This window comes from Sphingopyxis sp. YR583 (assembly GCF_900108295.1).
Lineage (GTDB): Bacteria > Pseudomonadota > Alphaproteobacteria > Sphingomonadales > Sphingomonadaceae > Sphingopyxis.
The window spans coordinates 1869412-1893961 of record NZ_FNWK01000001.1; the positions used below are offsets into that span (position 1 = coordinate 1869412).

Consider the following 24550-nt stretch of genomic DNA (forward strand, 5'->3'; position numbering starts at 1 on the left):
CCCATGCCTTTGTATCACAATGACGACCAGGCGATGCTCAAGGACAGCGTCGCGCCCTTCGTGGCCGAACAGGCGCCGGTTTCGCACCTGCGCAAACTGCGCGACAGCGCCGACGCGACCGGATTTTCGCGCGATCTCTGGGCACAGTTCACCGAGATGGGCCTGCCCGGCATGCTCGTTCCCGAGGCGCATGGCGGGCTCGGCATGGGGCATATGGAAGCAGGTATCGTGCTCGAGGAAATCGGCCGCAACCTGACCCCGTCGCCGTTCCTCGCGACCAGCGTCGGCGCGGTCGCCGCGCTCGCGAAAGCGGGCGGCACGCAGGCGGGCCGCTGGCTCCCGGCGATTGCCAGCGGTGAAGCAATCATCGCACTCGCGATCGACGAGGGCGCCAAGCACCGTCCCGACCGCATCGCCACCACCGCGACGCGCGCCGGCAACGGCTTCCGCCTCGACGGCAAGAAGAGCTTCGTCCTCCACGGCCATGTCGCCGACATGAGCATCGTCGCGGCGAAGACCGACGGCGGTATCACTTTGTTCGCGGTGCCGAAGGATGCGAAGGGCGTCACCGCCGATCCGCGCCGCCTCGTCGACTCCAGCCTCGCGAGCCATGTCACGCTCGACGGCGTCGAGGTCGATGCCGACGCGGTGATCGGAGAGGTCGATGCGGGCGGCGAGATTCTCGACGCCTTGCTCGCCGCGACGCGCACCGGTGCCGCCGCCGAAATGGTCGGCGTCGGGCAGGGCGCGATGGATATGACCGTCACCTACCTCAAGGAACGCAAGCAGTTCGGCAAGCTGATCGGCGAGTTTCAGGGGCTGCAGCACCGCGCCGCGCATCTTTACGGCGAGATGGAAGTCGCGCGCGCGACGGTGATGAAGGCGCAGGAACTGCTCGATCAGGGCAGCGAGGGCGCGAAGCTGATGGTCTCGGTCGCGAAAGCGAAGGCCGGCCGCGCCGCCAACCTTGCCGTCCGCGAAGGCGTGCAGATGCACGGCGGCATCGGCATGACCGACGAATATGACATCGGCCTCTATATGAAACGCGACCGCGCGCTCGCCGAGTTCATGGGCGATGTGCATTATCACATCGACCAGGTCGCCCGCATGAACGGCTATTGAGCCGGGGAGAGAAACAATGAATCTTCAAGACATGTTCGGCCTCGACGGCCGCATCGCGCTTGTCACCGGCGGCTCGCGCGGCATCGGCAAGATGATCGTCGAGGGCTATCTCGCGGCCGGCTGCGCGCGCGTCTATATCTCGGCACGCAAGACCGCGCAGATCGAGGAAGCCGTCGCCGATTTCGAAACGCGTTACCCCGGCAAGGTGATCGGGCTTCCCGTCGACCTCGCAACCGTCGAAGGTTGCCGCGCGCTTGCGAAGGAACTCGAAGCGCGAGAGGAACGCCTCGATATCCTAGTCAACAATGCCGGCGCCGCGTGGGGCGAACCGTTCGAGGGTTTCCCCGAGGCGGGCTGGGACAAGGTGATGGACATCAACGTCAAATCACCCTTCTTCCTGACGCAGGCGCTCCACGGTCTGCTCAAGGCAGGCGGCAGCGCCGCGCGTCCGGCGAAGGTCATCAACATCGGCTCGATCGACGGCCAGCGCCTCAATCCGTGGGAAACCTATAGCTATCACGCGTCGAAAGCGGCGATCCTCTACCTCACCAAGCGCCTCGCCGCGCGGCTCGTGACCGACAACATCATCGTCACCGCGATCGCTCCCGGCGCCTTCCAGTCGGATATGAACAAGGCCGCGCGCGACCATGGCGATGCGGTGGCGAAGAGCATCCCCGTGAAGCGCATTGGCGTGCCCGAAGATATGGCGGGCGCCGCGATCTTCCTCGCGTCGAAAGCGGGCGACTATGTCGTCGGCGACACGATCACCGTCGATGGCGGGCTGGTCCACGGCGATCTCAGGACCAGCATCGACGCCTGATCCATTCGTCATGCCGGGCTTGATCCGGCACCCGCCTTTCTTGCTTCAAGACAACGCAGGCCCCGGATCAAGTCGGGGGTGACGGGGAAGGTGATTTGACTCCAGGCCAGCCAAGGTGTATTATTAATATAACTCACCAAGGAGATATTCCATGCGTCTCGCCTTCCTCATTCCCCCGATGATGCTCCTCGCCGCCTGCGGCTCGGAGGAGAAGACGTCTGCCGAGGGCACCCAGGTCTCGATCAACGCCGGCGACGAGCATGGCGGGGTCCAGATCAAGACCGGCAAGGATGGCGGCAACATCAAGATCGGTGGCGGTGGAGCGGGTATCGACATCGACATCCCCGATTTCGTCGACCTCGATATCGAGAGCGATTTCGATATCGACGGGGTAAAGCTCTACCCCGGCAGCAAGGTAACGAAGGTCGACGTCGACGCGAACGACAAAAATGGCGCCGATACGGCGACGGTCAAACTCGGCTTCATCTCGCCCGCCGCACCGAAGAAAGCGGCCGACTGGATGGCAGGCGAATTCGCCAAGAAGGGCGTCAAGGTCACGCGTATCGGCGATACGCTCGCGGGCAAGGACAAGGACGGCTCGGACTTCAAGATCAACTTCGGCCCCGACGGCGCGAATGCCAAGGGCGAGGTCGTGATTACGAAGAGCTGAGTTCCTTCGTCATTGCGAGGAGCGTCGCGACGAAGCAATCTCCAGCTATCGATCTGGCATGAGGCCGGTCACTGGAGATTGCTTCGCTTCGCTCGCAATGACGGAAGTCGCCTACCCGCTGTTCCTGAGCGCGGTCGCGATCGCGTTGATCGTGAGCTGGATACCCTCGGCAATGCGCGGGTCGGTCTCGCCGGCGCGGTGGCGCTTCATCAGCTCGATCTGCAACAGGTTGAGCGGCTCGATATAGGGCAGGCGCAGCCGGATCGATGCTTCGAGCGCCGGGTTCTTCTCGAGCAGCCGCGTTTGCCCGGTAATGTCGAGCAGCCCGTCATGCGCGCGGTTCCACCCGTCGCGGATGCGGCCAAAGATCGCATCATGCCCGTCGATGCCCGCCGCGAGTTCGGCGTAGCGCGCCGCGATCCCCATGTCGGATTTCGCGAGCACCATCTCCATATTGCCGAGCAGTGCTGCAAAGAAGGGCCAGCCCGCCGCCATGTCGGCCAGCAGCGCCTTGTCCTCGAACGCCGCAAAACCCTCGCCGGTGCCGTACCAGCCGGGCAGCATCGCGCGCGACTGCGCCCAGCTGAACACCCACGGGATTGCGCGCAGATCCTCGATCGCGCTCGATTTGGTGCGGCTCGACGGCCGCGACCCGATCTTCAGCGTCGCGATCTCGGCGATTGGCGTCATCGCGCGGAAGAAATCCTTGAAGGTCGGGGTGTCATAGACGAGCCCGCGATAGGCGGCGAAAGCGCTGTCAGACAGCTGGTCCATCGCGGCGGTAAAGCGTGCCGCATCCTTCTCGCTCAGCGCCTCGGGCTCGAGGCTCGCGAGCAGGCTCGCCGACACCATCGCTTCGAGGTTCGTTGCCGCGCTCGCTGCGGTGCCATATTTCGCGGCGATCACTTCGCCCTGTTCGGTGATGCGGATGCGCCCCTGCACTGTGCCCGCGGGCTGCGCGCGGATCGCGGCAAAGGCGCTGCCGCCGCCGCGTCCGACCGCGCCGCCGCGGCCGTGGAACAATTGCATCGCGGTGTCGGCTTCCTCGAACACCGGGGTCAGCGCCTGCGACGCCTGATGCAATCCCCAGGTCGAGGTCAGGTAACCGCCATCCTTGTTCGAATCCGAATAGCCGATCATCACTTCCTGATGCCCGCGCTGGCCGATCTGCGGGCCGATTTCGGGCATCGCGAAGTATCGCGCCATGATCGCGGGGGCGCGGTCGAGGTCGGCGATCGTCTCGAATAGCGGCACGACCATCAGGTTCGATTGGCCCGCCGCATCGCCGCTCCGCCACAGCCCCGCCTCGCGTGCGAGGACGTGGACTTCGAGCAGGTCGGACAATTCCTGCGCCATGCTGATGATCCACTGGCATATCGCGTCATTGCCCAGCCGCGTGCGGACATCGGCGGCGGCATGGACGATCGCGAGTTCGCCCGCGGTCTCGTCGCTCCACTGGTGCCACGGTGCGGCGAGCGGCCGGTCGCTTTGCAGTTCGGCGGTGAGCAAAGCGACGCGGGCCTCTTCGCCCAGCGCCAGATAATCGGCGCACACGCCCGATACCGCCAGCAATTCGGCGAGCACGCGTTCGTGCACCGCGCTGTTCTGACGCATATCGAGGGTCGCGAGGTGAAATCCGAACACCTCGACTGCGCGGATCAGCCGCCCCAAGGCGCCGATGCCGCCGAATTGCCCTTGGCTATTCGCCGACAGGCCGGTGGCGATGGTGACCAGGTCACGGCGGAAGTCGGCGGGCGTCGCATAGGACGCGCCGCTCAGCGCCGACGGACGCGGCGGCGCGCGCCCGACGATCTGGGCGTAGGTGGCACAAAGCCGCGCATAGATGCCCGACAGCGCGCGGCGATAGGGTTCGTCGCGGCGGCTTGGTGCCGTATCGCCGCTCGCCTCGGCCAGCGCCTCGACCGCTTCGGGAACTGCTGCAAGGCTTGCCGACACCGACAGCTCGGCGCCGAGGTGGTGGACCGCGTCGATATAGTGGCCGAGCACCGCCGCGGCGTTGCGCGCGGTCGCCATATGCATCGTCCCGGCGGTGACGAAGGGGTTGCCGTCGCGGTCGCCGCCGATCCAGCTCCCGACGCGCAGGAAGCTCGCGGGGCGCTGCCCCAGCTCGGCTTCCCAGCGCGCATAAAGCTTCGGCACCACGGGCAGGAAGACGTCGCGCAGATAAGTGAGCGCATTGTCGATCTCGTCGGCAACGAACAATTTCTCGGTGCGCAGCGGGCGGGTTTGCCACAGCAGTACGACCTGCCGCCGTATCGCATCCTCGACGACGTCGCCCTCTGCCGTCTCGTCTTCGCCGCGGTCGCGCAGCAGCATCAGCTCGGCGATGCGGTTCTTGTGGTCGAGCACCGACTTGCGCCGCACCTCGGTCGGGTGCGCGGTCAACACCGGCGCGACGAGCGACGCGCTCAGCAACGCCGCGATCGCGTCGCCATCGATCCCGTCGCCCTTCAGCTTTTCGATCGCCGCCGCGACCGTCGCCTCGGGCTCGGCCGCGACCCCCTGCCGGTCTTCGGCGAGGTTGGCGAGCATCGAAAACAGCATGAAGCCGCGCACGAACGCGATCGTGTCGTCGAGGCTCAGCGCGTCGAGCCCCGGGTCGATCGCCTCGGCGCCCGCGATGCCGCGGTGCCGGTCGACGCTCGACGAGCGGATATATTCGGTCTGGCGGAACAATTTGTCGCCGCCATAGGTGCGGATGACGTCACCGAGGATCCGCCCCAAATAGCGGATGTCGGGGTTTTGCGAGATCTGGATAGGCGGGCCCATAAGCGCGCTTGCTGCACCTGCGAAGGTGCAGGGTCAAGCCGCGCATAGCTATGCTTCTATTAGATCAGTGCGTCTTGACGAGGTTAAGCACGCCCAGATCAATCTCCGACGCGCCATCGAACGTAACAGAGTTGCGCGTGTCGGTGATGAACATCAGCTTGCCGTCGTCGCCGGTGATGCGCGCCGACACGGCATAGCTGTGCTTCGGATCGATCTGGCTGCGGTCGAAACGGAGGAGGAAGGCGATCGGCACCTGCTGCCCGTCGGCGCCGAACGCCTGCCGCGCGATATTGCGCGACGGCGCATCGGCGAGGCTGACGTCGTCGAGCTTCACCTCGATCTGCGCTCTCGGCGGCAGCGCGATGCGCTCGCGATAGGCGATCTTGCCCGACACCGTATATTGCTGGTTCGCGGCCTCGCCCGTCGCGGCGCAGGCGGACAGCGCAAGCGCGGAAAGGCCAAGGGCGAAAGCGGCGAAACGGCGCATCGGTCTTCTCCTTCTGAACCCGGCGAGCCTGAACCGATTATCCTTCGAGTTCAACATCCCAGTACAGCCAGTCGATCCAGCTCGTGTGGAGATAGTTCGGCGGGAACGCCCGGCCATTGTCCTGCAACTGCCAACTCGTCGGGCGCCAGGGTTGGCGATAGAGCGGCATATGCGCCTGTTGCGGCGTCCGGCCCCCCTTTTTCAGGTTGCACGGCGCGCAGGCGGTGGAGACATTCTCCCACGTCGTCCGCCCGCCGAGCCGGCGCGGCACGACATGATCGAAGGTCAGATCCTTGCCCGACCCGCAATATTGGCACGCGAAGCGGTCGCGCAGGAACAGGTTGAAACGCGTGAAGGCGGGATGCTCCGACGGCTTCACATATTGGCGCAGCGCAATCACGCTCGGGATCGGCATCGTCTTCGTCGGCGAGTGGATTTCGCGTTCGTAATTTTCGACGATGGTGACGCGGTCGAGGAACACCGCCTTGACCGCGGTCTGCCACGGCCACAGGCTCAGGGGATAATAGCTCAGCGGCGTATAATCTGCGTTGAGTACGAGCGCCGGACAGCTATCGGGATGCCGGGCAAGATCGGGATGGAACATGGCTAGGTAACGCTGCCCCCCTTGTTTCACGGGATGGCGCGCCACTGCCTCCCGCGCGTGACACTGTCATTACATGCCCTATCAGATTCTGACGTCAAGGGGGCTTCTGCCCGCAAGATATGGAATGATAGGCTTTGACTCGGCACAGCATATGGATTCATTGCCTCTCCCATGTTGACGCGTTTCGCTCCCAGCCCGACCGGCGACCTTCACCTCGGTCACGCCTATAGCGCGGTCTTGGCGCATGATGCGGCGCGTTCGGCGGCAGGGCGCTTCCTGATCCGTATCGACGATATCGACGGCAGCCGCTCGCGTGAGGAATATGTCGGCGCCTCGCTCGCCGATCTGGCGTGGCTCGGGATCGACTGGGATGGCGATCCGGTGCGGCAGTCGGCACGGCTCGACCACTATGCCGCTGCGCTCGACACGCTCCGCGTGCGCGGTCTCGTCTATCCCTGCTTCTGCACCCGCGCCGATATCGCCGCCAGCATGTCGGCGCCGCATGGGCCGGCAGGCGCCGTTTACCCCGGCACCTGCCGCAATCTCCCGGAAACCGACCGCGAACGCCGCATCGCGACCGAACCGCATTGCTGGCGGCTCGACATGCCGCGTGCTGTTGCGGAGGCGGGCGCGCTTGCATGGGAAGAAGCGGGGAGGGGATTGCGCGTAGCCGATCCGCTTGCGCACGGCGATATCGTGCTCGCGCGCAAGGATGCCCCCGCCAGCTATCATCTCGCGAGCACGCTCGACGACGCCGCGATGGGGGTGACGCATATCATCCGCGGCGCCGACCTGATCGCCTCGACCGATGTCCACCGCTTGCTCCAGGCGCTGCTCGCCCTGCCGACTCCACTCTATCGCCACCATGCGCTCGTCTGCGGCGCCGACGGAAAACGGCTGGCGAAACGCGACGCCGCAGCGTCGCTCGCCTCGCTGCGTTCGACCGGGATCGACGGGCGGGCGCTCGCCGCCGATCTGGCGGCGGGGCGGCTTCCCGCTGGCTATTCGCTGCAAAATCCCTAGAGTGGACGCATGGAAATCCTGCTCATCCTTGGCGTCGTGATTGCCGCCGGCTTCGTCCTCTTCTCGCTCGCGCGCGGGCTCTTCTATTTCTCGCAAGGTCACCGCGCCCAGATGGACGGCACCGCGCACGAAAATCAGGTGATGCAGAACAAGATGATGATGTCGCGCGTGAAGTGGCAGGCGATCACCATCATCCTGCTCGTGCTGATCGGCCTCTTCGCCGCCGGGAAGTAATTCTGACGATGCGGCACCGGCCCGCTCCCCCACCCGGCCTCCCACAGGGTACACTGGTCGGGGAGGCCGGATGGGGGAGCGGGCCGGTGCGGGAACCTGGATAATATGGTCAAGCTCAACAAGATCTACACCCGCACCGGCGACGACGGCACCACCGGGCTCGTCGACGGATCGCGCGTCGCCAAATCGGACGCGCTGATGGCGGCGATCGGCGACGTCGACGAAGCGAACAGCGCGATCGGCCTTGCCGCCACGGTGCTTGACCCCGCGAGCGATGAGGCCGCGATGCTCGCGCGAATCCAGAACGAGATGTTCGACCTCGGCGCCGACCTTGCGACCCCGCCCGACATCCAGTTCGGCTTCGGTCCCCACGAAATGGCGCTACGCATCGTGCCGAGCCAGATCGCGCGGCTGGAGGATGAGATCGACGGCATGAACGACGCGCTCGATGCGCTTCGCAGTTTCATCCTGCCCGGAGGTACCGAGGCGGCGGCGCGGCTCCATCTTGCTCGCGCCGTGACGCGGCGCGCCGAACGCGCGGCGGTCGCGGCCAGCGCGACGCGTGATCTCAACCCGATCGCGCTCAACTATCTCAACCGCCTGTCGGACCATCTCTTCGTTTTCACGCGGCATCTTAACGCCGCGGCCGGTGGCGACATTTTGTGGAAACCCGGCGCGACGCGCTGACCCTGCATTTTCGCTAAGGGGAATGCCCGGGCCTCGCCATATGGGGTGCCTTATACTTTGATGTTCCCTTAATGTTCTAGACTTTCCATCGCGGCGTAACCATAATCGGCCGACCAGCGAAACCGAATCGCATCTCGGGGGATTGTCTCACCATGGCCAGCCGCACCGACGCCTCTACCCGCACCGATCCTGTGAACGAACTGGGCCGCCGTTTCGCCGCGACCCGGCGCCTGTCGCTCGATCTTGTCGCCAGGCTGTCCGACGCCGACGCGAGCGCACAGTCGATGCCCGACGCGTCGCCCGCCAAATGGCACCTTGCGCACACGACATGGTTTTTCGAAACTTTCATCCTGCGCGACCATGTTGCGAGCTACCGCCTCTTTGACGATCGCTATCCTTTCCTGTTCAACAGCTATTATGAGGCCGAGGGACCGCGCCACGCGCGTCCGCAGCGCGGCCTGCTGACGCGTCCGTCGCTCGACGAAATCTGCATCTGGCGCGCGCATGTCGACACCGCGGTGCAAAGCGCGCTGCCCGACCTCTCGCCCGCTGCACTGACGCTCGTCGAGCTCGGTATCCATCACGAACAACAACATCAGGAATTGCTGCTCACCGACCTCAAGCATCTTTTCGCGCAAAGCCCGCTGGGTCCCGCCGTGTGGGAAACGCCGATCGCGAGTGAAGTTACGCAGTTTTCTGCGATGAAATGGATCAAGGGTGCCAGCGGTGTGACCGCAGTCGGGCATGACGGCACCGGCTTCGCCTTCGACTGCGAGGGGCCGCGCCACGATGTGCTGCTCGCCCCCCACGCGCTCGCCAGCCGCCCGGTGAGCAATGGCGAATGGCAGGAATTCATCGCCGACGGCGGCTATCACACGCCCTCGCTCTGGCTCAGCGACGGCTGGGCGTGGGTGCAGGCCGAAAATATCGACGCGCCCGCTTATTGGGATGGCGACCGGCAGTTCACGCTTTCAGGCTGGCGCGAAATCGACCCCGCTGGGCCGGTGACGCATATCAGCTTCTTCGAGGCCGACGCCTTCGCCAGCTGGGCCGGCGCGCGCCTGCCGACCGAGTTCGAATGGGAGGCGGCCGCTGCGGCCTTCGGCCCCGACGGCGGGCAGCAACTCGATAAAGCGGGGCCCGTGCAGCCTGCTGCAGCGGATGATGACACCGACCTGCAACAGATGTTCGGCAGCGTGTGGGAATGGACCGGCAGCGCCTATCGCCCCTATCCCGGCTTTCGCGCCGCGCCCGGTGCGGTCGGCGAATATAATGGCAAGTTCATGAGCGGCCAGTTCGTGCTTCGCGGCGGCAGCTGCGCGACTCCGCGCGGCCATCTGCGCGCCTCGTACCGCAATTTCTTCTACCCCCATCAGCGTTGGCAATTCACCGGCCTGCGCCTCGCAAAGGATCTTTGACCATGGGTGTCGTCCGCCAGCTTCGCCAGGTCGACGCCGATGCGGCGGGCATCGATGTCGCCTTTCGCGCCGACGTTCACGCCGGCCTGTCGCAAAAGCAAAAGGCCGTACCGGCGCGCTGGTTCTACGATGCGGTCGGCTCGGCGCTGTTCGAGGATATCACGGCGCTGCCCGAATATTATCCGACGCGCAGCGAAACGGATCTTCTGACGCGTCACGCGGCGGGCATCGCGGCGGCGATCGGTCCCGGCCGCGCGGTGGTCGAACTCGGGTCGGGCAGCTCGACCAAGACCCCGTTGCTGCTCGACGCGATCGACCCCGCCGCCTATGTTCCGGTCGATATCTCGGGCGATTTCCTTCGCGACAGCGCCGAGGCGCTTGCGGTGCGTTTTCCCGGGCTCGCCATCTATCCGGTCGAGGCAGACTTCACCCAGCGCGTCGATTTGCCGCGTGAAATCTGCGCTCTCCCGAAACTCGGCTTCTTTCCGGGCTCGACGATCGGGAACATGGTCGCTCGCACCGCGATCGATCTGCTGCGCAACTGGCGGGCCGCGCTTGGCGACGGATCGCTGATGCTGATCGGGGTCGACCGGATCAAGGATATCGCGACCCTCGAACTCGCCTATGACGACCCGGCCGGGGTAACGGCGGCGTTCAACCTCAACCTGCTCGAACGGATCAACCGCGAACTTGGGGGCGATATCCCGGTCGACAATTTCACGCACCGTGCGGTCTGGGATGATGTCCATGCGCGGATCGAGATGCACCTTGTCGCCGCGTGCGATATCGACTTCACCATCGATGGCCGCACCTATCATATGGCGAAGGGTGAGACGATCCACAGCGAGAACAGCCATAAATATGGCCCGCGCGACGCCAATCTGCTGCTTCGCGCAGGTGGGTGGACGCCGCTTGCGACGTGGGACGATGCCGATCCCGCCTTTGCCCTGATCCTCGCTGAGGCGACGGAGTTCCGTTCGGCACCCTGACGCGGCTCTTGACGCGCGGGACCGAGCCCGTAGGGGCACAGGCACGGTTTTCAGCGAAAAGGGCAGTATATGATCGTCGGCGTTATCGGTGCGGGACAAATGGGTGCGGGCATTGCGCAGGTATCGGCGGGCGCCGGCCATGACGTTCTTCTCTCCGACATCGATCTCGCACGCGCCGAAGCGGGCAAGGCGGGGATCGCCAAGGCGCTCGGTCGGCTCGTCGCCAAGGAAAAGATGAGCCAGGACGACGCCGACGCGCTGCTTGGCCGCATCACTCCTGTCGCCGACCATAGTGCTTTCGCGCCCGCCGATCTCGTCATCGAGGCGGCGACCGAGCGCGAGGAGATCAAGCGCGCGATCTTTGCCAGCGTCGGCCAGCATCTCTCGGCGACTGCGATCCTCGCCTCGAACACCAGCTCGATCCCGATCACCCGGCTCGCGCAGGCGGCGCCCGATCCGGCGCGCTTCATCGGCGTCCATTTCTTCAACCCCGTTCCCGTCATGGGCCTGATCGAACTCATCCGCGGCCTTGCAACGAGCGACGACACGCTCGGAACAGTCGAAGCCTTCGGCCGCGGGCTCGGCAAGGAAATCGTCCACGCCAACGACGCACCGGGCTTCATCGTCAACCGCGTATTGATGCCGATGATCAACGAAGCGGTGTTCGCGCTTGGCGAAGGTGTCGCAACGATGCGGGACATCGACGCGGGTTGTCGCCTCGGGCTCAACCATCCGATGGGTCCGATCACCCTCGCCGATTTCATCGGCCTCGATACCTGCCTCGAAATTATCCGCGTGCTCTACAGCGGCACAGGCGATCCCAAGTTTCGCCCCGCGCCGCTGCTCGTCCAATATGTCGACGCTGGCTGGGTCGGGAAAAAGGCCGGGCGCGGTTTTTATGACTGGACCGGGCCGGAGCCCGTTCCGACGCGCTGATAGCGTCAGGAAAATGAGCCGCCTCGCCATTTAGGGCTGGACGCGGGGTGCATTGCTGCACAGCATGCGGAAAAGGTCATGTGCCTTTCTCGGTGGGGGATGTCATGCGTTCGATTCTGGCGGCTGCCGCCGATGAAAGGCCGCTCCATATGTTTGGCGCCCATGCCGCTGCCGGCCTGCCGCGCGGCGAGTTCAAGCGCCGATTCGACTCCTGCGCGATCGAAAGCGGTTATACGACAAGGGATTAGAGGGAGCCGACCGGGCTGTGGCGCGTTGGGTCTGTGTGCGATCCGCAAATAGCAACAGGGGATAATCGATGCGCAACTCTACACTGATCGGCCTCGTCGCCGCTGTCACCCTGATCCTGCCCGCGCAGGCCCAGCAGGGGGCGCCCGAAGAATCGACGATCAAGGACACCGCCAATACGGTCACCGAGCCCTTTGACGGCAAGGAGGTTCCGCCGAAGCTGTTGGCAATTCAGGGCGACCCCTATTCGCTGGCGGGGCTCGGCAAATGCGCCGCGATCATCAAGGAAGTGAATGAACTCAACGAAGTTCTCGGCGCCGACGTCAATGAACAGGTCGACAAGGACCGCGCCAAGAAGCGCGAGGAAACCGCCGGCCGCGTTGCCGGCACGGTCGCGGGCGGGATCATCCCGTTTCGCGGACTGATCGGCGAAGTTACCGGCGCCAACGCCGAACGGCGGCGCTACGCGCTGGCGGTCTATGCCGGGACGGTTCGCCGCGGATTCCTGAAGGGCGTCGGGCTCGAACGCGGCTGCAAGGCGCCGGCGCGGCCCTGAAAATTATCCGTTTGCGAGGGGCGAGCAGATGAAGGTCGACAATATTCGCGATTTCACCGTCGATGTACCGCAAGCGGCGCTCGACGATCTGAAGGAGCGGCTGGCGCGCACGCGCTGGCCCGAAAAGGAAACGGTCGACGATTGGGATCAAGGCATCCCATTCGCCTATGCACGCGAACTCGCGGCCTATTGGCACGACGAATATGACTGGCGCCGGGTCGAGGCGCGGCTGGGCGCGCTCCCGAATTATCTCGCGACGATCGACGGGCTCGACATTCATTTCCTGCATGTCCGGTCGGCCAATCCGGCGGCGCGGCCGTTAATTCTGACGCATGGCTGGCCGGGATCGGTGCTCGAATTCCTCGATGTGATCGAGCCGCTTGTCGCAGACTATCATCTCGTGATCCCGTCGCTTCCGGGTTACGGCTTTTCAGGCAAGCCCGCCGAGGCCAAATGGAGCGTCGAACATATTGGCGCGGCATGGGACGCGCTGATGCGGGCGCTCGGCTATGATCGCTATTTTGCGCAGGGTGGCGATTGGGGCAGCGCGGTGACCTGCGCGATCGGGATGAACCATGCCGATCATTGTGCCGGAATCCACGTCAACATGGTCGTCGGCGCCCCGCCGCCCGATCTGATGACCGACCTCACCGACAGCGAGAAACTCTATCTCGCGCGCTTCGGCTGGTATCAGTCCAAGGACAATGGCTATTCGTCCCAGCAGGCGACGCGGCCGCAGACGATCGGCTATGCGCTCACCGATTCGCCTGCCGGACAGATGGCCTGGATCGTCGAGAAATTTCACGGCTGGACCGATTGCGGTCATCAGCCGGGCGGGCAATCGATCGGCGGCCACCCCGAAAATGCGCTGTCGCGCGATGCGATGCTCGACACCGTCAGCCTCTATTGGCTGACGGCGAGTGCGGCCTCTTCGGCGCGGCTCTATTGGCACAGTTTCCGCAATTTCGCCGCCGGAGAAATCGCGGTGCCGACGGGGTGCAGCCTGTTCCCGAACGAAATCATGCGCCTGTCGCGTCGCTGGGCCGAGTGGCGCTACACCAATATCGTCTATTGGAACGAACCCGATCGCGGTGGTCATTTCGCCGCGTGGGAACAGCCCGAACTGTTCGCCGGCGAAGTCCGCGCGGCGCTGGCGCAAATGACATTATAGCAAGGGCCGCCGATCGCGCCGGCGGCCCGCCGGGTCACAACGGCGTATAAACGACGCGGCAGCTTTCGGGTGCTGTACGCAGCGCGGTATTCCAGGTCACATCATTGCCATTGCGTTGCAGCCGTGCGCCGCTCTTGTTCTCGTAAATCTGGCCGCGATTGGCCGGGGTCGATTTGAGTACCATCGTGCGCCGGCCGTTGACGCGCACAATTGCACCATCGCCGACATAATCGACCTTCAGCTTCGTACCGCCACTGCAGTCATAGCTTGTCCCCGTGTTGCGCGGGACCGACGAACAGGCCGCGAGGGAAAGGATCGCGGCGCCCGCCGCGACAAGAATCGTCGTTTTCATATTCCGTCTCCCCTCAATAGCCCGAACGGACGCACAGCACGTCGGCGAGGTAGATGCGCCCGCTGATCGTTTCCATATGCTCGCGTGCCGACCCATTCCAGCCGATCGAGCGGCACCAGCTGTCGGCGGTCTGCGCCGCGCAATTGGCGGTCGCCGAGCCGCGGGCGCAGGCGAGCACGCGATAATTGCGCTCCGATGGCTGGGTATGGAATTCGGCAAAATTGCCGCGTGCGACCTGATCGTTGGCGGGTGGATTCGGGTTCCAGCCGCCACCCCCACCGACCGGGCGGATGGACTGGATGGTCAACCCGCGAAGGACATTGTTGAGCATCGGCGTGTCGCGATCGACCGTGCGGCAATTGCCGCGATAGCGCGTCTTTTCGCAAAGTTCCCAGCGGCCATTGGGCACGCGGATCGAATTGACCGGCCAGGCGAGGCCGAGGTTCGGCTTTTCCTCGCCGATGAAGACTGCTGGGCCGCGATAGCCGGCGTCGCGATAGATGGTCGCCTCGGGCGGGCGTTCGGGCCGGTAGCGCTCGGTTTCGACGGTCTGCGCGTATGAAGTGGCGAGGAAACCCGCCCCTATCGATGCCGCAGCCGCGGCAAGAATCGACAAACGATAAGCGGTTTTCATCACAGCCTCCCATTTTGCGAACGCGACCCGGGATTCGTTATATTCCTAAGTTTACGTCATTCGCGGACGGCTTGCAAATTCTCCCATATTCAGCGCGATGCGTCGCTTGGCATCACGGCGCTTGTTCGGGCGCCGGGGCCGGCGCCGGACTGGCCTGAGAAGATGTTGTCGGCGCCGCGGCCGGTTCGGATACCGGCGCGGCGAGCGGCGGGGCGATGCCGAGCATCAGCCCAGCGAGCGCCGCCGACATCAGGTTCGACAGGCTACCCGCGAGCAGAGCCTTCAGCCCGAGCTTCGCGATCATCGGACGCTGGTTCGGCGCCAGCCCGCCGGTCACCGCCATCTGGATCGCGATCGAGCTGAAATTGGCGAAACCGCAGAGCGCAAAGGTCGCGATCGCGACCGCCGCCATCGACATGTCGCCTTGCGCGCGGCCAAGGTCGATGAAGGCGACGAATTCGTTGAGCACCACCTTGCTGCCGAAAAGCCCGCCGACGGTTGCGCTTTCTTCCCACGGCACGCCCATCAGCCACATCACCGGGCGGAAGATCGTGCCGATGATCGCCTGGAAAGACAGGCCGTCAACGCCGAACCAGCCGCCGATGCCGGCCAAGATGCCGTTGGCAAGCGCGACGAGCGCGACGAAGGCCATCACCGTCGCACCGACCGCGACCGCGAGCTTGACGCCGGTCTGCGCACCCTGCGCTGCCGCCATGATGATGTTCGCGGGCTTTTCCTCGTCATGGCTCGCCTCGGGCATGACGACCGGCTCGATACCGATATCCTTCGGATCGTCGGGCATCATGATCTTGGCCATCAGGATGCCGCCCGGCGCCGACATGAAGCTGGCGGCGAGCAGATAGGGAAGGAGGTGCGGGCCGATCATTCCGGCATAGGCGCCGAGGATCGTTCCCGCGACACCCGCCATCCCGACCGTCATTACCGTAAACAACTGCGGCGGGGTCAGGCCCGCGAGGTAGGGGCGGATGACGAGCGGCGATTCGGACTGGCCGACGAAGATATTCGCCGCCGCGCCGAGGCTTTCGACCTTGGTGATCCCCGTAACCTTCTGGATCGCGCCGCCGACCCATTTGATGATCAGCTGCATGATGCCAAGATAATAGAGCACGGAAATAAGCGAGGCGAAGAAGATGATGACGGGCAGCGCGCCGATCGCGAACACCGCCTTGCCATAGGGTGCCTGCGTCAACACCTCGCCGAACAGGAACTTCGTCCCCTCGTCGGCATAGCTCAAAAGGTTCGACACGCCGTTCGACATCGCCTGGATCACCGCGCGGCCCCATGGCGTCCCGATGACGAGCACGGCGAAACCGGCCTGGAGCAGGAAGGCGGGGATCACGATACGCGGGCGAATCCAGCGACGGTTCGACGAAAAAAGCACGGCAATCGCAAGCAATGCGACGATGCCGACCAAACCGATAAGGCGTTCCATAATTTCTGTGCGTCCCCCGCAAGTCCAATAGGCCTGTCTAGCGGGCTTTGGCGGCGGGGCAAGGCCCGCGCGGCCAGCCGTGTTTCCCGGTCTTTCCAGTCCGCGTAAAACCGACTATCGGGCGGCATGACCGAACCGACCTCGGCGGCGTTGCCGCGCACCCTATCGCCCTCGCTCTTCCTTTTCTCCATCGTCTATGGCGGCATGGTCGTGCTTGCCGGCGTGCTGGGCAACAAGCAGGTCGCTTTGGGGAGCTGGTTGGCGGTCGAGGCAGGCATCTTCGCCTTTCTGATCCTCGTCGCGCTGTCGAGCGCGGTGTCGGAACTGCATGGGCAGTCGGTCGCGAACCGCCTCGTGCTCTGGGGTTTCGTTCCGCTGGTTCTCTCGATCATGCTGACGGCACTGGTGCTTGCGCTTCCGGCATCCCCCGAAATGCAGCCCGAGCGGCTCGCGGCGTTCGACATGATCCTGGGGCAAAGCCCGCGGCTGATGGCGGCGGGTATCGTTGCTTATGGCACGTCGCAATTCCTGAATGTCACGATCTTTTCAAAGCTTCGCGGACGCGAAGGGGCGGGCACGGGCGCGACGTGGATCGCGATACGCGGCGCGATCGCCAGCGCATTGAGCCAGATCGTCGACACGTTGCTGTTCGTCACGATCGCCTTTTACGGCGTGTTCCCGATCGCCAACCTGATGGGCGGGCAGATGCTCGCCAAGGTGGCGCTGTCGGTGCTCGTCATTCCTTTCGTCATCACCGGCATGGTCGCGCTCGGCCGCAGCCTCGATGCGAAGAACGCCGGATGATGTCGATGACCGATCCTTCGAAAATGCCCGACCTGCTCGCCAAGGCCGAAACGCTCGTCGAAGCGCTGCCCTATCTGCAGCGCTATGCCGGCGAGACCTTCGTGATCAAATATGGCGGCCATGCCATGGGCGATCCCGAGGCGCAGCGCGACTTCGCCGAGGATGTCGTCCTGCTGAAGGCGGTCGGCATCAACCCCGTCGTCGTGCACGGCGGCGGGCCGCAGATCGGCGCGATGCTGAAACAGCTCGGGATTGAATCGACCTTCGTCGGGGGCCTCCGCGTCACCGACGCTGCAACCGCCGAGGTTGCCGAAATGGTGCTGGCGGGCAAGATTAACAAGGAAATCGTGAGCTGGATCGCGGCGCTCGGCGGCCGGGCGGTCGGCATTTCGGGCAAGGATGCCAATCTCGTGCTCGCCGAAAAGGTCAGCCGCACCGAGCCCGACCCCAATTCGGGGATCGAGCGGCATGTCGACCTTGGCTTTGTCGGAGAGCCGGTTGCGGTCGATCCGACGATCCTCGTCAACCTCACCAACGACAATTTCATCCCGATCGTCGCTCCGGTGGCCTTGGGCGCTGACGGCGCGACCTATAATATCAACGCCGACACGATGGCGGGCGCGATCGCCGGTGCATTGGGTGCCAAACGCTTCTTCCTGCTGACCGATGTTGCTGGGGTGCTCGACAAGTCGGGCGCACTGCTTACCGATCTCGACCGTCCGGCGATCGACACGCTGAAAGCCGACGGGACGATCACCGGCGGGATGATCCCGAAGGTCGAGACGTGCGTCGCCGCGGTCGATGCGGGGGTCGAGGCGGCGGTCATCCTCGACGGGCGCATTCCGCACGCGATGCTGCTGGAAATTTTCACCGCAAGGGGTGCGGGGACACTCATTCACCGCTAAGAGACGCGGCAAGACCCTTTTTTGGAGAAAACGCCTTGCTTCTCATGCTCCTCCAGATCGTCCACATCATCCTGACGGTCCTGTGGTGGTTCATCATCGCGCAGGCGGTGATGTCGTGGCTGATCGCGTTCAACGTCATCAATACGCACAATCAGTTCGTAGGCCAGCTGTGGATGGTGCTCGATCGGATTACCGAGCCGCTTTACCGTCCGTTCCGCCGCATCATGCCCGATTTTGGTGGGCTCGACCTGACGCCGATGCTGGTGCTGATCCTGATCATCATCATTGACGGGCCGGTGCTGAGCTATCTCGCGCGGCTCGCCTATGCGAACGGGATGGCGTGATGACCGCCGCGCAGGTGATCGACGGCAAGGCTTTCGCCGCCGGCCTGCGGGCGCGGATTGCCGATGCCGTTCCGGCGTTCGAGGCGGCAACCGGACGTGCGCCGGGTTTGGCGGTCGTGCTTGTCGGCGACGATCCGGCGAGCGCGGTCTATGTCGGGTCGAAGGGCAAGGCGACCGTCGCCGCCGGCATGGAAAGCTTCGAGCATCGCCTGCCCGCGACCGCGACGCAGGCCGAGGTCGAGGCGTTGCTGCGTCAACTCAATGAAGACGACGCGGTCGACGGCATCCTCCTGCAATTGCCGCTGCCCGGCCATCTCGATGAGCAGGCGGCGGTCGCGACGATCAATCCCGACAAGGATGTCGACGGGCTGACCCCGGTCAGCGCAGGTCGCCTCGCGCTCGGTATCCCCGGGATGGTGCCCTGCACCCCCTATGGTTGTTTGCTGCTGCTGCAGGACCGGCTGGGAGATTTGTCGGGCAAGGACGCGATCGTCGTTGGGCGTTCGATTCTTGTCGGCAAACCCATGGGCCAGTTGCTGCTCGGCGCGAACGCCACCGTCACCATGGCGCACAGCCGGACGAGGGATTTGCCCGATTTGGTGCGCCGCGCCGATATCGTCGTTGCCGCGGTCGGCCGCGCCGAAATGGTAAAGGGCGACTGGATCAAACCCGGCGCGATCGTGATCGACGTCGGTATCAACCGCCTGCCGCCCGCCGACGGCGCCGCGAAAGGCCGGCTTGTCGGCGATGTCGATTATGACAGCGCCGCTGCGGTTGCCGATGCGATCACCCCGGTTCCCGGCGGCGTCGGCCCGATGACCATCGCCTGCCTGCTCCGCAACACGCTCGTCGCCGCGCACCGCCGCGCCGGGCTCGCCGATCCGGAGGGATTTTGATGCGTCGTTTGACGGTCGCGGCCATTGTCCTTTCGGTGATCGCGGGTGGTGCCGTGACGGCTCGCGAGCGCGACCGGCCGCTCGCGGCGAACCCCAGCGCGTTCATTGCCGCCGAAATCGGCTTTGCGCGGCTCGCGCAGGAAAAGGGCCAGTGGACGGCCTTTCGCGAAACGGCGGCGCCCGAAGCGGTGATGTTCGTGCCGCAACGCGTGATTGCGCGCGATTGGCTCAAGTCGCAAAAAGACCCTGCCGAGGCGGTGAAGTGGCAGCCGCATGCGGTCTATACCAGCTGTGACGGCAATGTCGGCGTTACGACCGGTGCCTGGCAGAAGGGGCCGGCGAACGGTTATTTCACGACAGTCTGGCTGCGCGATCCCAAAAAAGGGAAGCTCGCCTGGACGCTCGATCATGGCGATACGCTGGCGACGCCGCGCGAGGCGCCCGAGTTTATCGCAGCGAAGCAGGCGGTCTGCGGCTCGCGCCCCGCGGTGCCGATCGAAGCGGGCGGCGAGGGTGACGATATGGCGGTTGGCCTGTCGCCCGACCAGACGCTGAGCTGGACGTCGACCGTCCGCGCCGACAAGTCGCGCCGCCTTACGATCCGCTTGTGGGACGGCAAGGCGATGGCGACTGTCATCGACGACCAGGTCGCGGCGCCGAAGCAGCCATGATCGACCTTTTCATCTCGGCCTTTGTCACTTTGTTCGTGGTCATCGACCCGCCCGGTTGTGCGCCGATCTATGCCAGCCTGACGACGGGGGCGAGCGCCGCGCAGCGCCGGTCGATGGCGATCCGGGCGACGGTGATCGCCGGGCTGATTCTCGTTTTCTTCGCGATGTTCGGCGAAGCGCTGCTGAGCTTTCTTCACATCGACCTCGACAGTTTCCGCATTGCCGGCGGGATCATGCTGTTCATCATCGCGATCGACATGGTGTTCGAAAAGCGCACCGAACGGCGCGAACAGCGCGCCGAAAAAGTGATGGCGACCCCCGAGATCGAGGATGTTTCGGTGTTTCCGATGGCGATGCCGATGCTCGCCGGGCCGGGGTCGATCGCGTCGGTGATGCTGCTCGTGTCGCAGAATAACGGGCTCGACCGCGCTTTCGTCATCTTTGGCGCATTGCTGCTCGTGCTGCTGCTGACGCTCGCCGCCTTGCTGTCGGCGGGGCCGCTGATGCGGCTGATCGGCAACAAGGGCGAGGCGGTGATTACCCGCCTGCTCGGCGTGCTGCTTGCGGCGCTGGCGGCGCAGTTCGTGATCGACGGGCTGAAGGCGAGCTTCCCGAGCCTCGCTTAAAAAAGGGCGCCGCCCGCAGGCGACGCCTCCTTATTCCATGGGAATGGAACCTCTTAACGCGCCGCGTTGACGTCGGCCTGCGTGACCGGCGCGATGCGGATTTCGACGCGGCGATTGCACTGATAATCGGCCTCGCTGCGTTCGGGCGAGCATTTCAGTTGCGATTCGCCGTAACCGAGCGTCGCCATGCGCGCGCGCTGAATGCCGCGGCCCGCCAGATAGTCGGCGACCGACGACGCGCGGCGTTCGGACAGGCCCTGATTATAGCTGTCGCTGCCGGTCGAATCGGTGTGCCCGTAAACGTCGATATAGGTGCTCGGATATTCGGCGAGCGTCGATGCGACATTGTCGAGCGCGCTGCGGAACTGTGATTTCACCATCGCGCTGTTAAGGTCGAAGGTTACGTCGCCGGGCATGTTGAGCACGAGCTGGTCGCCCTGACGCTCGACGTCGATCCCCGTGCCCGCCGTGCGTTCGCGCAGCTTCTTTTCCTGCTGGTCCATATAATAGCCGACACCCGCGCCGGCGACCGCGCCGATGCCCGCGCCGACGATTTCCTCGGTACGGCTGTTGCGGCCGCCGATCAGGTCGCCGAGCAGATAGCCGCCCAGCGCGCCGCCGACGCCGCCGATCGCGGCTTTCGAGATGCGCCGTTCACCGGTCTCCGGGTCGGTGACGCAGCCGGTCAGCGCGATCGCGCCGATGCTGGTCAAAATGGTGAGCTTGATCGTCTTGCTGTTCATTATTTCGCTCCCTTGTCCGGCGGATGCGTCTGGTCCGTCCGCACGCCGCCCTTCCTTGCCGATAACATATGGCCGGCAATCTGGTTCCAAAAATCGCCTGAATACTTACTGAGCGGGACATTCAGGTGAGTGCCATTGTGCAATGCGCCGCCTTTCGCTTATAGGGTGGGCATGACCGAAGCTGACAGGGGCCGGGCGCCGACGCGCCGTCCAATCGCCCAATGACCCCTTTTCCCTGGTCGGATGTTGTAATCATCCTGATTCTCATCCTGCTCAACGGCGTTTTCGCCATGTCCGAACTCGCCCTTGTTTCGTCGCGCGACCCGCGGCTGCAGGCGGCCGAGAAACGCGGGAGCCGCGGCGCCAAGATCGCGCGCCAGCTCGCCTCCGACCCCGGACGCTTTCTGTCGACGGTGCAGGTCGGCATCACGCTGATCGGCGTGCTGACCGGCGCCTATTCGGGCGCGAGCCTGGGCCAGCCCGTGGCCGAGCGCCTGCAGGCCCTGCTCGGTCTGGACGCGGAGACCGCCCTGTCGGTGGCCTTTGCCGTGGTTATCGCGCTCACCACCTATGCCTCGCTGATCGCCGGCGAGCTGGTGCCGAAACAATTTGCGCTGCGCGCGCCCGAGCGGATCGCGATCATTGTCGCGCCGATGATGTACTGGCTGTCGCGCATCGCCGCGCCGCTGGTCTGGTTGCTCGACAATAGTTCGGCGCTCGTCTTTCGCCTGCTTGGACTCAACCGCGAATCGGAAGACCGGGTGACGGCCGAGGAACTCCATCTGATCGTCGCGGAGGCGTCGAAGTCGGGGGTGATCGAGGAAAGCGAACGCGCGATCATCTCGGGCGTCGTCCGCCTTGCCGACCGGCCGGTGCGCGAGGTGATGACGCCGCGCAAGGATGTCGACTGGGTCGATATCTCGCTCGACGCCCGCGAAGTGCGCGACAAATTGCTCGAAACCCCGCACAGCCGCCTGCCGGTCGCGCGGGGATCGGTGGACGACATCGTCGGCGTCGTGCAGGCGCGCGACATCGCGGCGGCGCTGTTCCAGGGCGAAGTGCTCGACCTTGAACAGTTGATGCGGCCGGCCAAGGTCATCCACGACCAGATCGACGCGATGGACGCGCTCGAGGCGCTGCGCGTGGCCGAGGTGCCGATGCTGCTCGTCCACGACGAATATGGTCATTTCGACGGGCTGGTGACACCCGCCGACCTGCTTTCGGCGATCGCGGGCGAATTCGCGTCGGACCAGGATATCGGGAGCGAGCCGTTCGTGGTCGAGCGCGAGGACGGCAGCTTGCTGATCGCGGGTTCGATGCCGGCCGACCAGATGGCCGAACGGCTGGGGATCGAACTCTACGACGACCGCGATTATGCGACCGCCGCAGGCCATGTGCTCGCGATCCTGAAGCATCTGCCGACCGAAGGCGAAAAATTCACCGACCGGGGCTGGCGCTTCGAGATCGTCGACATGGACGGGCGCAAGATCGACAAGCTGCTCGTCACCGAATTGTCGAAGCCGAAGGATGACGAGGACGCGTGACGCGGGCCCAATTGCGGTCTTAAAGCGACAAAAGATACGGACGTGCGCCGTCATTCTGTCTCCTTTGTCGCTTTAAGGAGATGCGGGGGCACGGCTTCGTCGCGCAGCGCGGCGTGGACGACCGCCATGTCGGGACCGCCACTGACGTCGATGGCGCCGCCCTTCAGTACGCGGACGATGGTGACCCCATTGAGCGCCCGGTCCATCGCAATGCTATATTGATGGGTTCGCCCCATCGAAATCGCGCAATCCCACGCGGCGGCAAAGCTTGCCGCACCGGGGCGTTCGCGGAGGCGATAGGCGGATGCGCGGCCTATGCCGACAGCGCGCGCCGCCTTGCCGACCGAGCCCATTGCGGCGAGTGCGCGGATGAAATTGGCCTGCGCGTCGGGCGTCCAGCCATCGGCGCGCTGACGCTGTTGTTCGACGGGTGTGAAGGCGAAGCAGGTGTCGGCGAGGAGCCGGGTCGGGGCGGCGTTTTGTTCCATCCGTCAGTATGGAGCATGACCCGATAATGTAGGAAAGAGCTATTCGGACGTCGGCTTTGGGGTGGGAAGCAGACGTTAGCCTAGTGACGACTTTTCCTGCCACCCTCCATTCGGCAGGCGCACCCACGCCGTATTTTGTCCCTCAAGGGACATCACCGTTCCTGGTGCATGATCAATTTGTTCAACAAGGTGGTCCGCAAACCAGAATCCCTCAGCCAATTCTTTGAAGTGAACGTTGACGGCATAGTCATCCGCTAAAATGCCCACCACTGCCACGTCAGTGACGGATGGCGTGGTATACCCAAATACTTGGCCTTCACGTCCAGCCAAGCCAAGCCGTTCGGTTTCTTCGGTGCGTTTGATGCGCACGCGGTCTGCAAAGCCCATCATGCGCTCAAACATAACGCTATCGTCGATGTCTGCAATCGGTCGCTAACTGTCATTCGTCATCCCGGACCGAGCCCGGGACGATGATGACGGGTAGGAAAGCGATTGCTGGTTGCCGTTAGAGCTCGCCGCCGAGCGCGCCATATTTCGCTTCGAACCCGGCCTTGTCGCCGCGTGCGAGATAGCCAGCTTGGTCGACAATATTGTCGCGCGCGATGCGGCCCTGGAAGGTGCCGAGTTCGGGGTCGATCCGTGCGATGTCGGCGTCGGTCCAATCGGCGATCTGCTGGAAGCTGGTGACACCGAGACCGCCCAAAAGCACGGCGAGCTTGGGGCCGACGCCCTTCAGCAGTTGCAGATTGTCCGCGCCGGTTTTTGCGGGGGCCGGGGCGGGCTTCGCAGCGGGCGGCGGTGGAACGGTCGGCTCTTCGGGGATGGCTGCGGCGGCTTTGGCGGGCGCAGGTTTCGCAGCCTTTTTGGCCGCGGGCTTGGCGGTCGCCTTTGCCGCGGGCTTCGCTGCGGGTTTCGCTGCCGGTTCCTTGGCCGTCGTTTTCTTCGCGGCGGGCTTTGCGGCGGCTTTCGGCTTCGCGGCGGGCTTGGGCGCTGGCGACGCCGCCTCGACAGCCGGTTTGGCGGCGGGGGCGGGCTTTGGAGCGGGGACCGGCTCGGGCGGCGGCGGAGCGGCCTTGGCGACCGGTTCGGGGGCGGGTGGCGGCGCGGCGGGCGCGACGGGCGGCGCTTTGGGCTCGATCGGCTTGAAGCGCGCGGGCTCGGCGGCGATGATTTCGGGCTTTACCGGTTCGAGCGGTTTCGCGGGCTTCGCCGGTTCGACCACGGTCGGCGGCGCAATCTCTTCGGGTTTCGAACGACCGAACAGCCACCAGAGCAGCACGACGGCCACGACGAGTCCGACAACCGCGATAATCCAGTTTTCCTGAAGCCAGGTCATG

The 24550-nt window shown here is 64.7% G+C and carries 28 protein-coding genes; 18 read left to right on the forward strand and 10 right to left on the reverse strand.

Features of this window, described 5'->3' with window-relative positions:
• The first annotated feature begins 3 nt into the window (after window positions 1-3).
• From BLW56_RS08660 to BLW56_RS08670, 3 genes are all read left to right on the forward strand, one after another.
• On the forward strand, window positions 4-1122 hold the full coding sequence (locus BLW56_RS08660) for an acyl-CoA dehydrogenase family protein (RefSeq protein WP_093510130.1): 1119 nt from the start codon (window positions 4-6) through the stop codon (window positions 1120-1122).
• A gap of 16 nt (window positions 1123-1138) precedes the next feature.
• On the forward strand, window positions 1139-1942 hold the full coding sequence (locus BLW56_RS08665; RefSeq protein ID WP_093510131.1) for an SDR family oxidoreductase: 804 nt from the start codon (window positions 1139-1141) through the stop codon (window positions 1940-1942).
• 151 nt (window positions 1943-2093) lie between these two features.
• Entirely contained in the window at window positions 2094-2612 is a 519-nt protein-coding gene (locus tag BLW56_RS08670) for a hypothetical protein (protein ID WP_093510132.1), read from the forward strand.
• A 111-nt stretch (window positions 2613-2723) separates the two neighbouring features.
• Here the strand turns inward: BLW56_RS08670 and ppc are convergent, their stop codons facing one another.
• The 3 genes from ppc to BLW56_RS08685 form a co-directional block, all read right to left on the reverse strand.
• A complete protein-coding gene (gene ppc / locus BLW56_RS08675; protein ID WP_093510133.1) occupies window positions 2724-5402 on the reverse strand; it encodes a phosphoenolpyruvate carboxylase in 2679 nt (892 codons plus the stop codon).
• A 64-nt stretch (window positions 5403-5466) separates the two neighbouring features.
• Window positions 5467-5889 carry a YbaY family lipoprotein gene (locus BLW56_RS08680; RefSeq protein WP_093510134.1) on the reverse strand — a complete coding sequence of 141 codons (423 nt, stop codon included), beginning with the start codon at window positions 5887-5889 and terminating at the stop codon, window positions 5467-5469.
• Window positions 5890-5926: 37 nt separating this feature from the next.
• Window positions 5927-6493: an HNH endonuclease gene (locus tag BLW56_RS08685; protein ID WP_093510135.1), complete on the reverse strand. Its 567-nt coding sequence runs from the start codon at window positions 6491-6493 to the stop codon at window positions 5927-5929.
• Window positions 6494-6664: 171 nt separating this feature from the next.
• On the opposite strand from BLW56_RS08685, the gene gluQRS reads away from it, so the two are divergent.
• The 8 genes from gluQRS (at window position 6665) to BLW56_RS08725 (ending at window position 13753) form a co-directional block, all read left to right on the forward strand.
• The gene (gluQRS, locus tag BLW56_RS08690) at window positions 6665-7516 is read left to right on the forward strand and encodes a tRNA glutamyl-Q(34) synthetase GluQRS (RefSeq protein ID WP_093510136.1); all 852 of its coding nucleotides are present in this window, start codon (window positions 6665-6667) and stop codon (window positions 7514-7516) included.
• A gap of 9 nt (window positions 7517-7525) precedes the next feature.
• The gene (locus BLW56_RS08695) at window positions 7526-7750 is read left to right on the forward strand and encodes an HIG1 domain-containing protein (RefSeq protein ID WP_093510137.1); all 225 of its coding nucleotides are present in this window, start codon (window positions 7526-7528) and stop codon (window positions 7748-7750) included.
• A 105-nt stretch (window positions 7751-7855) separates the two neighbouring features.
• Window positions 7856-8437 (forward strand): cob(I)yrinic acid a,c-diamide adenosyltransferase, encoded by a 582-nt coding sequence (locus BLW56_RS08700; RefSeq protein ID WP_093510138.1) that lies wholly within the window; start codon window positions 7856-7858, stop codon window positions 8435-8437.
• Between the two features lie 152 nt (window positions 8438-8589).
• Window positions 8590-9855 (forward strand): ergothioneine biosynthesis protein EgtB, encoded by a 1266-nt coding sequence (gene egtB, locus BLW56_RS08705; RefSeq protein WP_093510139.1) that lies wholly within the window; start codon window positions 8590-8592, stop codon window positions 9853-9855.
• 2 nt (window positions 9856-9857) lie between these two features.
• Window positions 9858-10844, forward strand: coding sequence for an L-histidine N(alpha)-methyltransferase (egtD, locus tag BLW56_RS08710; RefSeq protein WP_093510140.1), 987 nt, complete (start codon window positions 9858-9860; stop codon window positions 10842-10844).
• Window positions 10845-10913: 69 nt separating this feature from the next.
• Window positions 10914-11780 carry a 3-hydroxyacyl-CoA dehydrogenase NAD-binding domain-containing protein gene (locus tag BLW56_RS08715; protein ID WP_093510141.1) on the forward strand — a complete coding sequence of 289 codons (867 nt, stop codon included), beginning with the start codon at window positions 10914-10916 and terminating at the stop codon, window positions 11778-11780.
• 316 nt (window positions 11781-12096) lie between these two features.
• Window positions 12097-12582 (forward strand): hypothetical protein, encoded by a 486-nt coding sequence (locus BLW56_RS08720; RefSeq protein WP_093510142.1) that lies wholly within the window; start codon window positions 12097-12099, stop codon window positions 12580-12582.
• Between the two features lie 28 nt (window positions 12583-12610).
• Window positions 12611-13753 carry an epoxide hydrolase family protein gene (locus BLW56_RS08725; RefSeq protein ID WP_093510143.1) on the forward strand — a complete coding sequence of 381 codons (1143 nt, stop codon included), beginning with the start codon at window positions 12611-12613 and terminating at the stop codon, window positions 13751-13753.
• Between the two features lie 34 nt (window positions 13754-13787).
• On the opposite strand, the gene BLW56_RS08730 is transcribed toward BLW56_RS08725, so the two are convergent.
• The 3 genes from BLW56_RS08730 to BLW56_RS08740 form a co-directional block, all read right to left on the reverse strand.
• Window positions 13788-14105, reverse strand: coding sequence for an MliC family protein (locus tag BLW56_RS08730; RefSeq protein WP_177175884.1), 318 nt, complete (start codon window positions 14103-14105; stop codon window positions 13788-13790).
• 13 nt (window positions 14106-14118) lie between these two features.
• Complete coding sequence (locus BLW56_RS08735; RefSeq protein ID WP_093510145.1) at window positions 14119-14739, reverse strand: beta/gamma crystallin-related protein; 621 nt, start codon at window positions 14737-14739, stop codon at window positions 14119-14121.
• Window positions 14740-14851: 112 nt separating this feature from the next.
• Window positions 14852-16192, reverse strand: a complete 1341-nt coding sequence (locus BLW56_RS08740; RefSeq protein WP_093510146.1) for a NupC/NupG family nucleoside CNT transporter — start codon at window positions 16190-16192, stop codon at window positions 14852-14854.
• A 126-nt stretch (window positions 16193-16318) separates the two neighbouring features.
• On the opposite strand from BLW56_RS08740, the gene BLW56_RS08745 reads away from it, so the two are divergent.
• Genes BLW56_RS08745 through BLW56_RS08770 form a run of 6 tightly spaced genes read left to right on the forward strand, consistent with a single transcriptional unit; the run spans window position 16319 to window position 20438 of the window.
• Window positions 16319-16996, forward strand: coding sequence for a queuosine precursor transporter (locus BLW56_RS08745; RefSeq protein WP_093510147.1), 678 nt, complete (start codon window positions 16319-16321; stop codon window positions 16994-16996).
• Window positions 16993-17901, forward strand: a complete 909-nt coding sequence (gene argB / locus BLW56_RS08750) for an acetylglutamate kinase (RefSeq protein ID WP_371262218.1) — start codon at window positions 16993-16995, stop codon at window positions 17899-17901. The genes BLW56_RS08745 and argB overlap by 4 nt, the downstream gene beginning before the upstream one ends.
• Before the next feature lie 44 nt (window positions 17902-17945).
• Window positions 17946-18245: a YggT family protein gene (locus BLW56_RS08755; RefSeq protein ID WP_093510148.1), complete on the forward strand. Its 300-nt coding sequence runs from the start codon at window positions 17946-17948 to the stop codon at window positions 18243-18245.
• Entirely contained in the window at window positions 18245-19141 is an 897-nt protein-coding gene (folD, locus tag BLW56_RS08760) for a bifunctional methylenetetrahydrofolate dehydrogenase/methenyltetrahydrofolate cyclohydrolase FolD (RefSeq protein WP_093510149.1), read from the forward strand. The genes BLW56_RS08755 and folD overlap by 1 nt, the downstream gene beginning before the upstream one ends.
• Entirely contained in the window at window positions 19141-19812 is a 672-nt protein-coding gene (locus BLW56_RS08765; protein WP_093510150.1) for a hypothetical protein, read from the forward strand. Before folD ends, BLW56_RS08765 begins: the two co-directional genes overlap by 1 nt.
• Window positions 19809-20438, forward strand: coding sequence for a MarC family protein (locus BLW56_RS08770; protein ID WP_093510151.1), 630 nt, complete (start codon window positions 19809-19811; stop codon window positions 20436-20438). The genes BLW56_RS08765 and BLW56_RS08770 overlap by 4 nt, the downstream gene beginning before the upstream one ends.
• A gap of 53 nt (window positions 20439-20491) precedes the next feature.
• On the opposite strand, the gene BLW56_RS08775 is transcribed toward BLW56_RS08770, so the two are convergent.
• A complete protein-coding gene (locus tag BLW56_RS08775; RefSeq protein ID WP_093510152.1) occupies window positions 20492-21181 on the reverse strand; it encodes an OmpA family protein in 690 nt (229 codons plus the stop codon).
• A 221-nt stretch (window positions 21182-21402) separates the two neighbouring features.
• Between BLW56_RS08775 and BLW56_RS08780 the strand changes: the two genes are divergently transcribed.
• Complete coding sequence (locus tag BLW56_RS08780; protein WP_093510153.1) at window positions 21403-22725, forward strand: hemolysin family protein; 1323 nt, start codon at window positions 21403-21405, stop codon at window positions 22723-22725.
• A gap of 50 nt (window positions 22726-22775) precedes the next feature.
• Here BLW56_RS08780 and BLW56_RS20840 read toward each other — a convergent pair whose 3' ends face one another.
• The 3 genes from BLW56_RS20840 to BLW56_RS20845 all read right to left on the reverse strand — a co-directional run bounded on the left by BLW56_RS20840 (window position 22776) and on the right by BLW56_RS20845 (window position 24549).
• Window positions 22776-23213: a hypothetical protein gene (locus BLW56_RS20840; RefSeq protein ID WP_256203357.1), complete on the reverse strand. Its 438-nt coding sequence runs from the start codon at window positions 23211-23213 to the stop codon at window positions 22776-22778.
• 75 nt (window positions 23214-23288) lie between these two features.
• Entirely contained in the window at window positions 23289-23603 is a 315-nt protein-coding gene (locus BLW56_RS08790) for a hypothetical protein (RefSeq protein ID WP_177175885.1), read from the reverse strand.
• A 115-nt stretch (window positions 23604-23718) separates the two neighbouring features.
• Window positions 23719-24549, reverse strand: a complete 831-nt coding sequence (locus tag BLW56_RS20845) for a hypothetical protein (protein ID WP_256203358.1) — start codon at window positions 24547-24549, stop codon at window positions 23719-23721.
• Window position 24550: the final 1 nt, after the last annotated feature.

Coding starts and splice junctions, on each gene's coding strand:
- BLW56_RS08730 (WP_177175884.1), bottom strand. CDS start 14,105: ATGAAAACGACGATTCTTGTCGCGGCGGGCGCCGCGATCCTTTCCCTC.
- BLW56_RS08775 (WP_093510152.1), bottom strand. CDS start 21,181: ATGAACAGCAAGACGATCAAGCTCACCATTTTGACCAGCATCGGCGCG.
- BLW56_RS08670 (WP_093510132.1), top strand. CDS start 2,094: ATGCGTCTCGCCTTCCTCATTCCCCCGATGATGCTCCTCGCCGCCTGC.
- BLW56_RS08715 (WP_093510141.1), top strand. CDS start 10,914: ATGATCGTCGGCGTTATCGGTGCGGGACAAATGGGTGCGGGCATTGCG.
- BLW56_RS20845 (WP_256203358.1), bottom strand. CDS start 24,549: ATGACCTGGCTTCAGGAAAACTGGATTATCGCGGTTGTCGGACTCGTC.
- BLW56_RS08695 (WP_093510137.1), top strand. CDS start 7,526: ATGGAAATCCTGCTCATCCTTGGCGTCGTGATTGCCGCCGGCTTCGTC.
- folD (WP_093510149.1), top strand. CDS start 18,245: ATGACCGCCGCGCAGGTGATCGACGGCAAGGCTTTCGCCGCCGGCCTG.
- BLW56_RS08700 (WP_093510138.1), top strand. CDS start 7,856: ATGGTCAAGCTCAACAAGATCTACACCCGCACCGGCGACGACGGCACC.
- ppc (WP_093510133.1), bottom strand. CDS start 5,402: ATGGGCCCGCCTATCCAGATCTCGCAAAACCCCGACATCCGCTATTTG.
- BLW56_RS08780 (WP_093510153.1), top strand. CDS start 21,403: ATGACCCCTTTTCCCTGGTCGGATGTTGTAATCATCCTGATTCTCATC.
- BLW56_RS08765 (WP_093510150.1), top strand. CDS start 19,141: ATGCGTCGTTTGACGGTCGCGGCCATTGTCCTTTCGGTGATCGCGGGT.
- BLW56_RS08735 (WP_093510145.1), bottom strand. CDS start 14,739: ATGAAAACCGCTTATCGTTTGTCGATTCTTGCCGCGGCTGCGGCATCG.
- egtD (WP_093510140.1), top strand. CDS start 9,858: ATGGGTGTCGTCCGCCAGCTTCGCCAGGTCGACGCCGATGCGGCGGGC.
- BLW56_RS08680 (WP_093510134.1), bottom strand. CDS start 5,889: ATGCGCCGTTTCGCCGCTTTCGCCCTTGGCCTTTCCGCGCTTGCGCTG.
- BLW56_RS08770 (WP_093510151.1), top strand. CDS start 19,809: ATGATCGACCTTTTCATCTCGGCCTTTGTCACTTTGTTCGTGGTCATC.
- BLW56_RS08790 (WP_177175885.1), bottom strand. CDS start 23,603: ATGATGGGCTTTGCAGACCGCGTGCGCATCAAACGCACCGAAGAAACC.
- BLW56_RS08745 (WP_093510147.1), top strand. CDS start 16,319: ATGACCGAACCGACCTCGGCGGCGTTGCCGCGCACCCTATCGCCCTCG.
- BLW56_RS08755 (WP_093510148.1), top strand. CDS start 17,946: ATGCTCCTCCAGATCGTCCACATCATCCTGACGGTCCTGTGGTGGTTC.
- egtB (WP_093510139.1), top strand. CDS start 8,590: ATGGCCAGCCGCACCGACGCCTCTACCCGCACCGATCCTGTGAACGAA.
- gluQRS (WP_093510136.1), top strand. CDS start 6,665: ATGTTGACGCGTTTCGCTCCCAGCCCGACCGGCGACCTTCACCTCGGT.
- BLW56_RS08725 (WP_093510143.1), top strand. CDS start 12,611: ATGAAGGTCGACAATATTCGCGATTTCACCGTCGATGTACCGCAAGCG.
- BLW56_RS08660 (WP_093510130.1), top strand. CDS start 4: ATGCCTTTGTATCACAATGACGACCAGGCGATGCTCAAGGACAGCGTC.
- BLW56_RS20840 (WP_256203357.1), bottom strand. CDS start 23,213: ATGGAACAAAACGCCGCCCCGACCCGGCTCCTCGCCGACACCTGCTTC.
- BLW56_RS08685 (WP_093510135.1), bottom strand. CDS start 6,493: ATGTTCCATCCCGATCTTGCCCGGCATCCCGATAGCTGTCCGGCGCTC.
- BLW56_RS08720 (WP_093510142.1), top strand. CDS start 12,097: ATGCGCAACTCTACACTGATCGGCCTCGTCGCCGCTGTCACCCTGATC.
- BLW56_RS08665 (WP_093510131.1), top strand. CDS start 1,139: ATGAATCTTCAAGACATGTTCGGCCTCGACGGCCGCATCGCGCTTGTC.
- BLW56_RS08740 (WP_093510146.1), bottom strand. CDS start 16,192: ATGGAACGCCTTATCGGTTTGGTCGGCATCGTCGCATTGCTTGCGATT.
- argB (WP_371262218.1), top strand. CDS start 16,993: ATGATGTCGATGACCGATCCTTCGAAAATGCCCGACCTGCTCGCCAAG.